General features: G+C 72.0%; 11 protein-coding genes. 3 read left to right on the top strand and 8 right to left on the bottom strand.

What is annotated here, in order from left to right; genetic code table 11:
- Positions 1 to 22: 22 nt before the first annotated feature.
- The 3 genes from CFK38_RS07730 to CFK38_RS07740 form a co-directional block, all read right to left on the bottom strand.
- Complete coding sequence (locus tag CFK38_RS07730; protein ID WP_096802556.1) at positions 23 to 871, bottom strand: sugar phosphate isomerase/epimerase family protein; 849 nt, start codon at positions 869 to 871, stop codon at positions 23 to 25.
- Between the two features lie 86 nt (positions 872 to 957).
- Positions 958 to 2,130 (bottom strand): Gfo/Idh/MocA family protein, encoded by a 1,173-nt coding sequence (locus tag CFK38_RS07735; RefSeq protein ID WP_096802557.1) that lies wholly within the window; start codon positions 2,128 to 2,130, stop codon positions 958 to 960.
- Positions 2,131 to 2,598: 468 nt separating this feature from the next.
- Entirely contained in the window at positions 2,599 to 3,561 is a 963-nt protein-coding gene (locus CFK38_RS07740; RefSeq protein ID WP_096802558.1) for a transglycosylase family protein, read from the bottom strand.
- 375 nt (positions 3,562 to 3,936) lie between these two features.
- On the opposite strand from CFK38_RS07740, the gene CFK38_RS07745 reads away from it, so the two are divergent.
- Positions 3,937 to 4,698, top strand: a complete 762-nt coding sequence (locus CFK38_RS07745) for a lysoplasmalogenase (RefSeq protein WP_096802559.1) — start codon at positions 3,937 to 3,939, stop codon at positions 4,696 to 4,698.
- Between the two features lie 92 nt (positions 4,699 to 4,790).
- Here CFK38_RS07745 and CFK38_RS07750 read toward each other — a convergent pair whose 3' ends face one another.
- The 3 genes from CFK38_RS07750 to CFK38_RS07760 all read right to left on the bottom strand — a co-directional run bounded on the left by CFK38_RS07750 (position 4,791) and on the right by CFK38_RS07760 (position 7,250).
- Entirely contained in the window at positions 4,791 to 5,117 is a 327-nt protein-coding gene (locus CFK38_RS07750) for a plasmid stabilization protein (protein ID WP_096802560.1), read from the bottom strand.
- 160 nt (positions 5,118 to 5,277) lie between these two features.
- Positions 5,278 to 6,384: a baeRF2 domain-containing protein gene (locus tag CFK38_RS07755; protein WP_096802561.1), complete on the bottom strand. Its 1,107-nt coding sequence runs from the start codon at positions 6,382 to 6,384 to the stop codon at positions 5,278 to 5,280.
- 206 nt (positions 6,385 to 6,590) lie between these two features.
- Positions 6,591 to 7,250 carry a mismatch-specific DNA-glycosylase gene (locus CFK38_RS07760; protein WP_096802562.1) on the bottom strand — a complete coding sequence of 220 codons (660 nt, stop codon included), beginning with the start codon at positions 7,248 to 7,250 and terminating at the stop codon, positions 6,591 to 6,593.
- Between the two features lie 61 nt (positions 7,251 to 7,311).
- Here CFK38_RS07760 and CFK38_RS07765 point away from each other — a divergent pair, with 61 nt between their 5' ends.
- Entirely contained in the window at positions 7,312 to 7,962 is a 651-nt protein-coding gene (locus CFK38_RS07765) for a thymidine kinase (protein ID WP_096802563.1), read from the top strand.
- On the opposite strand, the gene CFK38_RS07770 is transcribed toward CFK38_RS07765, so the two are convergent.
- Positions 7,955 to 8,422 (bottom strand): hypothetical protein, encoded by a 468-nt coding sequence (locus CFK38_RS07770; RefSeq protein ID WP_157773409.1) that lies wholly within the window; start codon positions 8,420 to 8,422, stop codon positions 7,955 to 7,957. The genes CFK38_RS07765 and CFK38_RS07770 overlap by 8 nt on opposite strands.
- 185 nt (positions 8,423 to 8,607) lie before the next feature.
- On the opposite strand from CFK38_RS07770, the gene CFK38_RS07775 reads away from it, so the two are divergent.
- Positions 8,608 to 11,835, top strand: coding sequence for a GH92 family glycosyl hydrolase (locus tag CFK38_RS07775; RefSeq protein WP_096802565.1), 3,228 nt, complete (start codon positions 8,608 to 8,610; stop codon positions 11,833 to 11,835).
- On the opposite strand, the gene CFK38_RS07780 is transcribed toward CFK38_RS07775, so the two are convergent.
- Positions 11,769 to 12,635 (bottom strand): YwaF family protein, encoded by an 867-nt coding sequence (locus CFK38_RS07780; protein WP_245851261.1) that lies wholly within the window; start codon positions 12,633 to 12,635, stop codon positions 11,769 to 11,771. The two genes, CFK38_RS07775 and CFK38_RS07780, sit on opposite strands and share 67 nt — an antisense overlap.
- Positions 12,636 to 12,695 lie beyond the last annotated feature (60 nt).

Below are 12,695 nucleotides of genomic sequence, written 5' to 3' on the forward strand. Positions count from 1 at the left end.
CCGCCGACGCGCCGCGACGGGGTCAGTACCCGATGGACCTCAGGTACTCCCGGGAGTCGCGGATGCAGTCGATCGGGTCGCGGCCGTAGGTGTCGTCCTGCTCGATGAGGAAGTACTCGGCGCCGGCCTGCTCCGCCGCCGGCAGCAGCGCGGGCCAGTTCATGTTGCCCTGGCCCACCTCCGCGAACTGGGTGAGGGACAGGAACTCGGCCTGGAACTCCGCCCACTCGATCTCCTTCGCCTCGGCCTTGCGGTAGGTCTCCAGGGACACCGGAGCGATGCGGAAGTCCTTGACGTGGATCAGCTTGCAGACCCCGGAGTAGGCCTCGAGCATGTCCAGCGGTGCCATCCCGCCGCGCTGGACCCAGTGCAGATCCACCTCGAACAGCAGCGAGGGCGCGACCCGGCGCACGATGTCGAAGATCCGCTCACCGTCGAACTGGATGAGGTCCACGTGGTGGTTGTGGTAGCACAGCGTGATGCCCTGCGCGGCGAGACGAGCGGCGTAGGGCTCCACCGAAGCGGCCCACTCCTCGCAGGCCTCCTTCGAGGTCATCGCCAGATGGGGCATCATGCCGATCCGCAGGAAGCGCGAGCCGGTCTTCGCGCAGGCCTCGACGGCGCGGTCGAACTCGGTCTCGAGCGCGAAGCCGTTGCCTCCGGGGGCGATCGAGACGCTCATCGCGGCGGTCTCGACACCGAAGTCGGCCCTGCCGCGCACCAGGTCGTCGATCAGCGCATCGGTCATCTCCACCTGGGAGACCTCGACGGCGTCGATGTCGAGCTCGCGCACCTGGCGCAGCACCTCGTACATCCCTTTCTCGTGGATCTGCTCCTTGAGCATCATGAGCTGGAGTCCGAGGACGGGCATGGTGTACTCCTTCGAGACGTGGTGGGGATCGACGGCGGGGGAGGGGGCGTGCGAGGGTCGGGACCGGCCCTGGCGGGGAGGGTCGTTCAGGAGCGGGTGGGGAACGTCCCCTCCTCCTCGATGCGCCGGTTGAGCTCGGCGAGGTACTCCTCGGCCGGGTAGTCGACCAGGTCGATCTCGCGACCGGTCCAGGCCGACAGCTGCATGCCGGAGGCCAGGCGCACGCCGTTGATGCCCTCGGCGCCATCGGCGATCAGCGGGGTGCCGTCGTTGATGTTCGCGGCGAAGTTGGTCAGGACGTCGATGTGCTGCTGGCCCCACACCGACTCGTACTCCTTCTCCTCGACGGTGAAGACGGAGGAGGGGTCCATCTCGCCGCGGAACAGCTGGGCGACCTCCTGCATGGTCATCTTCTCGCTGAGGGTGCGCTCATCCTCCGCCAGGCGGTAGATGGTCACCTTCTTGGAGCTGTCCACGACGACCTTGCCCCGGTCGAAGAGCATCTCCAGGCGGTCCGTGCCGAAGATGTCGTTCGTGCAGGTGATGAAGCTGCCGGTGACGCCGTCCCCGAAGTCGACGACCGCATTGACCTCGTCCTCGGTGGCGATGTCGCGCTGGAAGCCGAAGGCCAGCTTCGCGAAGACCTTCTTCGGCGCACCGCACAGCCACTGCCAGAGGTCCAGCTGGTGGGGGGCCTGGTTGACCAGGACGCCACCGCCCTCGCCGCCCCAGGTCGCGCGCCAGGCCGACTGGTCGTAGTAGCCCTGCGGGCGCCACCAGGTGGTGATGATCCATGAGGTGTGGCGCAGCGCGCCGAGCTCACCGGAATCGATGAGCTCCTTCAGCTCCGTGTACACCGGGTTGGTGCGCTGGTTGAACATGATCGCGAAGGTGGTCTCGGGATGCGCCGCCGCGAAGGAGTTCATCTCCTCGACCTGCGTGGTGTAGACGCCCGCCGGCTTCTCGGTGAGGGTGTGGATGCCCTTGCCGATCGCGGTGATCGTCATCTCCGCGTGGTCGAAGTGCGGCACGGTGGTGACCACCGCGTCGACGTCGCCGGAATCCAGCATCGCGATGTAGTCGTCGTAGAAGGGGACGTCCGGGTAGGTCTCCGCGGCGACCTGCTGCTTGGCGGGGTCGGTGTCGGCGATGGCGCCGAGGGTCATGCCCTCGATCCTGCCGTCGGTCACGACGCCGGCGTACATGCCACCCTGGGCGCCGAGCCCGATGATCCCGAGGCGGACGTTCTTCGTCGACATGGTGTCTCCGTTCAGTGGTGGATGCCCGCGACCCGGAGGGAGGGCGCGGCCGATGAGAGGTGTGCGGGCCTGCCGGAAAGCCGTCCTACCAGGGGCGGAGGCACTGCCGACGATACTGCCTCCGGTCCCGACCGGACGGCGCGGCAGTGGTGCTCGACATTGTGCTCCTCGGTGCTCATCGGTGAGTGGGGTCGGCGCTGATCCGCCGTCGGCATCTCGGCCCTGCCGTTCCTGCTCGCGCGGGACAGGGCGGTCCGTGACCCGAGTCTGCCCAGCGGTCTCGGGAAGAGGTAGGGGTTGCCGGAGGTTGCAGCGCTGCTGCCGGGTGTTGCTCCGTCCTCGGCGGGTCACCGGGTGGACGAGGAACGGCCGGGCCACCCGCGAGGGTGACCCGGCCGTCCGGGAGCTGCGGCGAGGCCGCGCGGCGATGGCGGTCCGAGGCGAACGGACCGTTGCTGCCGGAGTGGATCAGTAGAGGTTCAGGAAGGTCTGCAGGACCTCCGTGGTGTCCTCGTCGATCTCGTCGTCGCCGTCCTGGGTGGCACCGATCTCGTGCTGGAGTCCGGCGACGGTCTTGGGACCGACCACGCCGTCCTGCTCGGTGTCGGCCCAGGCCTGGAGCGCGAGGGTGGTCTCCTCGTTCATCTCTCCGGTCTGCTCCACGCCCAGCCAGTCCTGCAGGGCGGTGGTGGTCTTCGGGCCGATCTTCCCGTCCACCTCGAGGGTGCCGGCGACCTGGAGGTCAGCGGTCGCCTGCGAGCCGGCCGACTGCGCGGGCTGCTCGGCGGCGGGCTCCGCAGCCGGCTCCGGGGCGGGCTGGGACTTCTGCTCGTCCTGGTCGTCCCGCTCGGTGTTCTCGGTCTTCTCGGTGAAGCCGTTCTCATCGCAGTTGTCGGCGATGCCGTCACCGTCGCAGCTCCAGTCCCCCTGGGGCTCGGTGCTCTCACGCTCGGTGGAGCGGGTCGCCCGCTGCTCCGAGTCGCGGCTCGGGGTGGACTCCCGCTGCTCCTGCTCCTGGCTCTGCGAGGAGGCGGGAGCGCTGCCGGTGTCGGCGCCGCCGCTCAGGGCGGAGCCGCAGTTGGGCCAGGCTCCGGGACCCTGCTTGGCCAGCAGGTTCTCGCCGGCGGCGATCTGCTGGCTCTTGGAGGCGAGATCAGCGCGCTCGGCGTACTGGAGACCGCCTGCGGCCTCCCAGGAGGACTGCGTGAACTGCAGGCCGCCGTAGAAGCCGTTGCCGGTGTTGATCGACCAGTTGCCGCCGGACTCGCAGGCGGCGACCTCGTCCCAGCCGGTCGCGGCGTTCGCGGCGCCGCCGGTGGCGAGCATGCCGGTGGCGACGACCGCGCCGCCGGCGAGGGCCACGGCCGTGCGGGTCAGGCCGCGGCGCAGGGTGGGGGTTCTGGGGGCGGCGTGCGTGCTGTGGTTGGACATGAACACGTCCTCTCGCATCTTTCGCTGGATTCGCGGCTTCGCAGAGTGCGGAGCGCGCCTCGACGTCGGCCACCGTAGGGGCCGTGCACCCCCTGTCGGCAAGCACCTTGAGCGGGTGCTGACGGAGATTTGACCTTCCGCTGCGGCGACGGGGGAACCGCCAGCGACCGTTATCATTCCGTGACCGGCGGGGATGGGGCCGTTCCGGTGGGCGTGGACGCGGGATGTGAGCCGCCTCCCGCGTGTGGCCCCGGTCACCGAGGTGCGCGCCGGGCGTGACCCAGTGCTCCCCGCGCCTCAGGCCTCCGCGGGCGGATCCAGGGCGGCCCCGGAGCGGGACAGCCGTTCCCGCGCCGCTCGGCATACGCTCGGCTCATGCGACGAAGCATCGACCGGGCCGGCGGAGACCGGAGCGTCCGCGCCGCGGCGGCGTCCGCGTCTGCGCTCTGCGGGGCGCTGCTGTGCGGGATCGCGCTCGTGCACCTGGCGGCACAGCTGCTCGGCAACGTGCCCCTCGCGGGCCTCACCCAGGTGCTGCTGATGCCGCTGCTGGCCGCCGCGCTGTGGGCGGGCACCACCGCCCCGCGCCCCCTGATGGTGCGCCTGGCACTGGTGGCGCTGGGGTTCTCCTGGCTGGGGGACGTCATCCCGCGCTTCGTCGGTGGTGAGCCCGGATTCCTCGGGATGCTGGGCAGCTTCCTGGTCGCACAGCTGGTGTTCGCGCTCGCCTTCTGGCCGCGACGGGGCCGCTCGGTGCTGCGCAGCCCGCTGAAGGTGCTGCCCTACCTCGCCGTGGCAGTGAGCATCATCGTGCTGTGCGCGCCGGGCGCCGGCTCGCTGCTGCCCACCGTCACGGTGTACGCGGCCGCGATCGGCGCGATGGCGGTGCTGGCCACCGGAATGGGCCGGCGCGGCGGTCTCGGGGGAGCGCTGTTCGTGCTCTCCGATGCGCTGATCGCACTGCGCGCGTTCGGGGTGCTCACCCTCCCGGCCCACGAGACGTGGGTGATGGCCACCTACATCACCGCGCAGGTGCTGCTGATCCTCGCCGTGCGCTCCGTGTCGCGGACGGACCCGCCCGAGGGCGACGGGACGGTGCCCGGAGGACGCTCCGCGGAGCGCCGTCGACGAGGCTGACGGGAGGGGTCAGCGACCCTGCTGCCGTCGCCGAGGCTGCCGGCAGCTCCGGGACGGGCACTCAGGAGGCCCGGCCGGGGAGCGTTCCCGGTTCACCGGTCCTCGACGGCCTCGCGCAGCTCCTCCTTGGTCATCGACGAGCGTCCCTCGACGTCCTGGCGCTTCGCATCCTCGTAGAGCTGCTCCTTGGTGCGTCCCTCCGCCCCGGAGTGGGAGCGCCGGCCGCCGCGCTGCGCGGGGGACTCGTCCTCGACCGAGGTGCGGCTCGCCTCCTCCGCCTCGCCCTCCTGCGCGCGGGTCTTGTTCACGGTGCGGGCGGCGATCTCCTCCGCCTCGTCCTGTGAGACGCCCTTGTCCAGCTGGCCGTCCTTGACGTGCTGGTACTGGCGCTCTCGTTTCCGCTTCCATGCCTCGGGCATGATCCCTCCTGATCTCGTCGGATCCGCGGTGCCGTGGGCCCGCCTCCTCATCATCCTGCGCGGCGACGGTGCGGTCGAGAACCCCCACCGAACGGTCGACGGGTCGGCGCCGTCCCCGGCACCGACCCGTCGATGATCCTCGGCGCTGCCCCGAGGGGCATCACTCGCGGCGCGAGTCCCCGGACATCGAACCGATGCTGTTGGAGGGGGTGGATCCGTCGCGCCAGCGCAACAGCGCCCCGATGCCCTCGGGGATCCCGAGCGTGTCCTCCTCGAGCGCCGAGATGGACGCATCCGTGGCCAGCGCCGAGCGCAGCAGCTCCTCGATCCCGGCGGGCTCGTGCCCGCTGACGAGGACCAGCTCCTCGACCTGCCCGCGGGCGAGGGCCTGGCCGACCTCGGCGGCCCCGCCGACGGAGGCGCCGTCGCGGGCCTGGCTCTCGCGGAACCGCTCGGCGAGCTCCTGCTGGCGGGCCGCGATGAAGGCGTCGGTGGCGGCGTTCAGCTCCTCCCGGAACGGGCCCCGATCCAGCGCGACGCCGCGACTGCCGCCCTGGACCTCGATCAGACGGTCCCTGGTCTCCCGACCCAGGGCCTCGCGCAGCAGACCGATCGCTCGCACATCGCCGCTGAGCATCACCATGTCCACCTGGCGCTCGCGCAGGATCTTCTCGACGGAGCCGGCGACGGCGTCGGCGTTGCGCTCCCAGGAATCCTCGACCCGGGCCTCGAAGTTGTCCGCGCGCCACCCGTGCTGAGGACCACCGCCGACGCTCGCCTTGTGCAGGACGTCGTGCCCGCCCTCGACCGTCGAGTCCTCTCCCAGACCGTTCGGGCCATGGCTGATCGAGGGATTCTCCGCGGAGCGCAGGTGCAGGTCCGCGCCCGCCCGATCGACCACGATCAGCAGCTGGCTGACGGCGAAGGGGATCAGTCGCAGGAGCGGCAGCAGCTGCGGGAACTCCCCGCGGTGTGCGGACTCCTGCAGCGGCGGGGCCGGCAGCACCCGGTCCACGAGGATCTCCGTGTCCGTGGCGAAGATCGACCGTCCCTGCCGGCCACCGAGGGAGGACGGGGTCAGCACGGACTCCTCGATCTGCGCGAGCAGCTCCTGCGGGGCGCCGTCGGCTGCGAGTCGGGAGCGCATCTGCGCCCACCTCGCCTCGAGCTGGGTGGCGGCGGAGGGATCGGTCCGGGTGGTGTCGAGATGGACCGAGAGGAAGGGGCCGGCCTGGTCGAGGAGGGGGGTGAGCCAGGGCAGTTTCACAGGGGGACCTCCAGCATGTTCGTCGCGCGGGGATCGACGCCCAGTTCAGCGTCGTCGCCCCGCCTGGGTCCGCTCAACCTTTCCACGCGGGGTCGGTCGCCGCAAGCGCCGGGCGTTCTTCGGCCCCGCCGCCGGGCCGGTCGCCGGGTCCGCCATCGGGCCGGCGGCCGGGTCCGCAGCGGTGCCCGCGACCGCCCCGTCGGCCGTCAGTCCTCGTCCCGGTGCGCTACTCCTGCCGTGCGGGCCACGTCTCGCCAGGTGGCGGCGAGGGACGCGATGTTGGCGTGCGCGTTCAGCCCGCTCGGCTGCGGCACCACCCACAGGGGGACGTCCACCGGCCATCCCGTCACCTCTGCCGGATCCTGCAGGCCCAGGTGGGCCTTCGGCAGCGCATAGGCGGTGCGGAAGGCCGTGATCCCGGCGATCGCGACCGTCCCCGGCCGCAGCGCGGACACCCGCGCCACCAGGTCTTCACCCGCGCGGCGCAGCTCCTCGCGGCTCAGCTCGTCGGCGCGCACGGTGGCGCGGCCGATCATGTTCGTGATCCCGATGCCGCGGGCATGGAGGTCCTGCTCGTCCTCGGGGTCCAGGCCGCGGGATGCATCGACCGGTCGGGAGGTGAGCCCGGCGCGGTGCAGCGAGGGCCAGAAGCGGTTGCCCGGCCGGGCGAACGGGGCATTGACCGCCGCGGTCCAGAGCCCCGGATTGATGCCGACGATGAGCAGCCGCAGCGGCGCATCGCCGTCGCGGCCGGCGGGATCCGGCAGCACGTCGTCGATCGCGTCCGGATCGGGGGTCGCGAACGCGGTCAGATCGTTCCTGGTGGGCTTGCGGCCGGCCAGCGGGGAGGGGCGCCGAGTGCTCATCCGTCCACGGTACTCATCACGCTTCCCGGCGCGGTGGGCAGGCGGCGAGTAGCCTCGTCCCATGCGCCCCATGGAGGCAGGACGACTGCACGTGATCGCAGGTCCGATGTTCGCCGGCAAGACCGAGGAGCTGCTGCGCAGGGTCCACCGGGCCCGCCTGGCAGGTCTCGCGGTCGAGGTGATCGGACACCGTCTCGACTCGCGCAGGGGCACGGATCGCCTGAGCACGCATGCCGGGCGCAGCACACCGGCACGGATGCTCGAGCGCGCCGAGCAGCTGCGGGTCCCGGCCGGGGCGGACCGCGCCGGTGCGCCCGCAGTTCCCGACATCGTCGCCCTCGACGAGGCGCAGTTCTTCGGCCCGGCCCTGGTCCCCGCGATCGAGGCGCTGCTGGAGGCCGGCATCCAGGTGGAGGCCGCCGGACTGTGCCTCACCTACGACGGCGGCCCCTTCGAGCCCCTGCCCACCCTGATGGCGATGGCCGAGGAGGTCGTGAAGCTCACCGCGGTCTGCACGGTCTGCGGGGCCGACGCCGCCTTCCATGTGCGTCTGGTCGCCGATGGCGCCTCGGCGCTGGAGGCGACCGCCGCCCAGGTCGGTGGCGCCGAGTCCTACCAGGCGCGATGCCGCAGCCATCGGCAGGACGCACCGCCGCGGGACCGCTCCGGGGACAGCAGCCGTCCCGGCGGCGCGGCGGGAGCGCTCAGGTGATCGGCTCCGTGCCCTCCTGCACCAGCTCGATGGCGTCGAGATCCCATTGGCCGTCGATGCGGCGCACGTAGTAGCGCAGCTCGACCTCGACCTCCTCGCCGTTGTCGGTATAGGTCTCGGTGACGGCGAAGATCGCGTAGCCCTGGCGGTTGATCCGGTCGTCGACCTGGTACTCGACGGCGCTGATGTCGCCCAGGTTCTCCTCGAAGCTCCTGCAGCTGGTCAGCCCGGTCGCTTCGCGGAACGTCTCGGTCGTGGACTCCGTGAACAGCTCGCAGTCGGTGCTCTCGAGCGAGGCGTAGAAGTCCTCGAGGGTGGTCTGCGGATTGCCGCGGGTCAGCACCTGGAACCCGATGTAGATCGCGAAGGCGGCCACCATCAGCAGTCCGGCGGCGGCCACGCCGCCGAGCAGCAGCCAGTGCCACAGCGGACGCTTCGGCCGTCCCGACGCGGACGGCATCGGACGCCCCTGCGGCGCCGGTGCGTGAACCATGGAACTCTCCCGAGGGCGGTGCGCGGCGCACCTGGTGGTGCGAGGTACGGCTGCAGTATTCCCCACCAGATCGCGGGGCGCGATGGGGAGCGGTCCCCCTCATCGGGCCTGTCCCGCCGCTCGAGGCCCGGGCTGTGGATAGCCTTGTCCCCATGATCGCCACCGCAGACCCGGGCCCCGTCGGCTCACCGACCAGCAAGGACGCAGCGGGTTTCCTCGCCCCGTCGGCCGTGCGCTTCACCGGCACCGCGGGGGAGCGGTGCGAGATCCGACTGCCGGCCCCTGCCGGCGCCGAGGACCTGCGCGGGCGGAGGATCGCCCCCGGTGACATGCTCCGCTGGTTCGTGCACCCGGTGCTGGATGCCGACCAGACCTGGGGCGCGACCTGGGTCGCGGTCGACCTCGTCCTGGACGACGGCACCCGGTTGTCCGAGCACGCGCCCCGCGACCAGTACGGGACCCTCGCCACGGCGGAGGGTCTCGGCGAGGGCGCGATCCTCTATCCGGATCAGTGGAACGACGTGCAGATCGACCTCGCGGCCCTCGCCGGCCGCACCGTCACCGAGGTGCAGCTGGTCCTGGAGGCGCCGGCGGACCCCGAGGGCGATCTGCTCGAGGAGCTCGAGGAGCCGCACCGGGACGCCCCGGAGCTCACCGGGTGGATCGACGGCCCCTACCTCGCGCCGCGCCCGGCGGACCCGCCGCTGACGGACCCCGTGGCCTGGGTCGACACCCGTCGCGGGACCCATGCCTCCGGCGACTTCTCCCGCGGGAACACGCTGCCGCTGACGGCGATGCCCAACGGCTTCGCGCTCTTCACCCCCGCCACCGACGCCCGCACCCGCAACTGGCTGTACGAGTACCACCGCGCGAACGGCGCCGACAATCGACCCCGCCTGCAGGGGATGGCGGTCTCCCACCAGCCCAGCCCCTGGATGGGGGACCGGAACCAGTTCCTGCTGATGCCGCTGCTGGGCGCCGCCCCGGACACGGCACCGGCGGCCCGGGCACGAGGCTTCGACCACGACCAGGAGACGGCGCGGCCGGACCTGTACGAGGTCCGGCTCGACGGAGGGACCACGCTGCGGCTGGCACCGACGGACCACGGGGCGATCTGCGAGATCGATCTGCCGACCGACGCCGACGCCGGCCACCTGCTGCTCGAAGGGGTCGACGAGCACTCCCGCCTCGACGCCTCCGGAGCGGTGTTCGACGGCTGGGTCCATGCCTGGGTGGACTCCTCGACCGCGCAGGGCCAGGCCCGCGCCGACGGGGCCAGGCGCATGTACGTGGTCGCCGAGGTGGAGCCGGCTCCGGTCTCCGTGGAGCAGGCCCGCAGCGGGAGCACCGGCAGCGTGCTCACCTTCGCTCCGGGCACCGAGCGGGTGACCGTGCGCCTGGCCACCAGCTATCTCGGGCTCGCCCAGGGCCGCCGCACCCTCGCCCAGGAGCTCGCCGGCCGCTCCTTCGAGGAGATCCGTCTCGCCGCCCACGCCGCCTGGGCCGAGCGCCTGCAGGTGATCGACGCGCCCGAGGCCACCCCCGCGCAGCGTCGCACCCTGTACGGCAACCTCTACCGGCTGAACCTCTACCCCAGCTCCCACTGGGAGAACGCCGGCACCCTGGCCCGGCCCGAGCCGGTGCACGCGAGCCCGGTGCTGCCGGTCAAGGGCGAGGCCACCGACAGCCGCAGCGATGCGCAGGTGCTGCCCGGCACGCTCTTCGTCAACCACGGCTTCTGGGACACCTATCGCACCGCCTGGCCCGCCTATGCACTGCTGTACCCGCAGCTGGCAGCGCAGCTCGCCGACGGCTTCGTCCAGCAGTACCGCGAGGGCGGCTGGATCGCCCGCTGGTCCTCGCCCGGCTATGCGGACTGCATGACGGGCACCAGCAGCGACATCGCCTTCGCCGACCTGCAGGTCAAGGGCGTGCCGCTGCCCGATGCGCGTTCCGCCTACGACGCCGGGCTGCGCAACGCCACCGTCGCCCCGCCCGTCCCGGAGGTGGGGCGCAGGGGCAACGAGCGGGCGGTGTTCACCGGTTACGTCGACACCGACACCGCGGAGTCCGTCTCCTGGACGCTGGAGGCCCACCTCAACGATGTCGGCCTCGCGGCCCAGGCCGAGCTGCTCGCCGCGAGCGCTGCCGAGGACGGGCAGGAGCAGGCGGCGGCGCAGCTGCAGGAGGAGGCGAACTACCTGCGCGCCCGCAGCCTGAACTACCCCCTGCTGTTCGACCCCGCGATCGAGTTCTTCCAGGGGCGCCGACGGGACGGCGGCTTCGCGCAGAGCCCGGCGGAGTACGACCCGCGGGTGTGGGGCGGGGACTACACCGAGACCGATGGCTGGAACTTCGCCTTCCACGTCCCGCACGACGGGGAGGGGCTGGCGACGCTGTACGGCGGCCGGGAGATGCTCCGCGGGCGCCTCGAGCAGTTCTTCGCGACCCCCGAGCGGGCGGACCTCCCGGGCAGCTACGGGGACGTGATCCACGAGATGGTGGAGGCCCGGGCGGTGCGGATGGGGCAGTTCGGCATGTCCAACCAGCCCTCGCACCACATCCCCTTCCTCTTCCACCACGTGGGCGCCCCCGAGGAGGCCTCCCGGATCGTGCGCGAGGTGCAGCGGCGGCTGTTCGTCGGCGAGCAGATCGGCCAGGGCTACCCGGGGGATGAGGACAACGGGGAGATGAGCGCCTGGTGGCTGCTCACGGCGCTGGGCCTGTACCCGCTGCAGCTGGGGACCGGCCGCTACCACCTGGTGGCCCCGCTGTTCCCGCGAGCGACCGTGCGCCCCCTGGGCGGGGCGCCCTTCTCGGTGACGAGAGAGGCGGAGGATCCCGGCGACACCTGCATCACCGGCATGACCGTCGAGGGCCGCGAGCATCATGACTCCTGGATCGACCACGCCGACCTGCAGGGCCGGCTGCACCTGCGGGTGGCGGCGGAGCCCACCGGCTGGGGCGGGATCCCGCCCTCGCCGAGCGCGCCCGGGGAACGACCGCAGCCGCTGCGGGACCTGTTCGCCACCGATCCCGGTGACCCCCTGCGCGATGACGACTCCCGCACCGAGCAGGAGTTCGACTCCGCCGGCGTCGTGATCGAGCTGCCGGTGCTGGGAGAGCCGCAGCAGGCCCGCTTCCTCACCCTCACCTCCTCCGCCCGCGCCGGCGCGGACCCGATCGCCTGGCGGCTCGAGGGCTCCGACGACGGCCATCGCTGGACGACGCTCGATGCGCGCTCCGCACAGCGATTCCGGTGGCGCCGCCAGACCAGACCCTTCGAGATCTCCGCGCCGCGACCGTGCCTGCATCACCGCCTGGTGATCACGACCTCCGAGGGCCCGCTGCGGCTCGCCGAGGTGGAGCTGCTCGCCTGAGCGGCGCCGGGCCGGCGCATCAGGGAGGCCCGGCCGAGGGCCGGGGTCCCGGCGCGCCGGTCCAGCAGCACCCACGGCAGCGTCATCAGCGCCCACACCGCCGCGATCAGCAGCGCTTCGAGAAGCAGGTACTGCGGCCACGGGCCGAGCAGGTCGAGGATCGAGGCGCCCTCGGGAGCGCGGTTGAGGTAGCCGTAGTTCGCACCGGTCAGGGCGTTCGCGGTGACGGCGATCGCCGCCCAGCCCGCCGTGACCGCGAAGGCGAGGCCGAAGCCGCGCCAGGTGGGATGGAAGCGCAGCCCCCACACCAGCACGACGGGACCGAGCACCCCGCTGAGATGCGCGATCCAGTACTCGACGAACTCCAGCGGGATCCAGACGAAGTAGTTCACGTCCGGGGTGAGCACCGACTGCAGGTTCAGCGTCAGCCCCCAGAACCAGCTGACCACGATCGCCCAGGGCACCCGGGTGATCAGTGCGATCGGGAGCAGGAAGCGCAGCGCATCGGAGTAGTGCAGCGGGAGTGATTCGTCGAGGTTCCAGGCCCAGGGCATGAACCCCCAGAGGGTCCAGAGCACGGAGTTGGCCAGCAGCGCCCAGCCCGTGACCCGCAGCCTCCGCTCCACCCGGTCACGGTCGCTGTCTCGGGCCCAGCGGACCAGTGCCGCCGCGGCCACCACGAGCAGGACGAGCATGCTCAGGTGCGCGGCACCGTAGGCGGGCATGTGCCCCAGCGTCCCCTCGGCCAGGACGGGCCCCGGTCCGGCCAGGAGCTGCCTCGAGATCCCGCTGTCCCGCATCGACGCCCCCTTGCGCTCCGCTGTGTCCTGGCCCCGTGGTCCGGGCCCCGTGCCGCTGCA

Origin of the sequence: Brachybacterium vulturis, assembly GCF_002407185.1 — a bacterium.
Classification (GTDB): domain Bacteria; phylum Actinomycetota; class Actinomycetes; order Actinomycetales; family Dermabacteraceae; genus Brachybacterium; species Brachybacterium vulturis.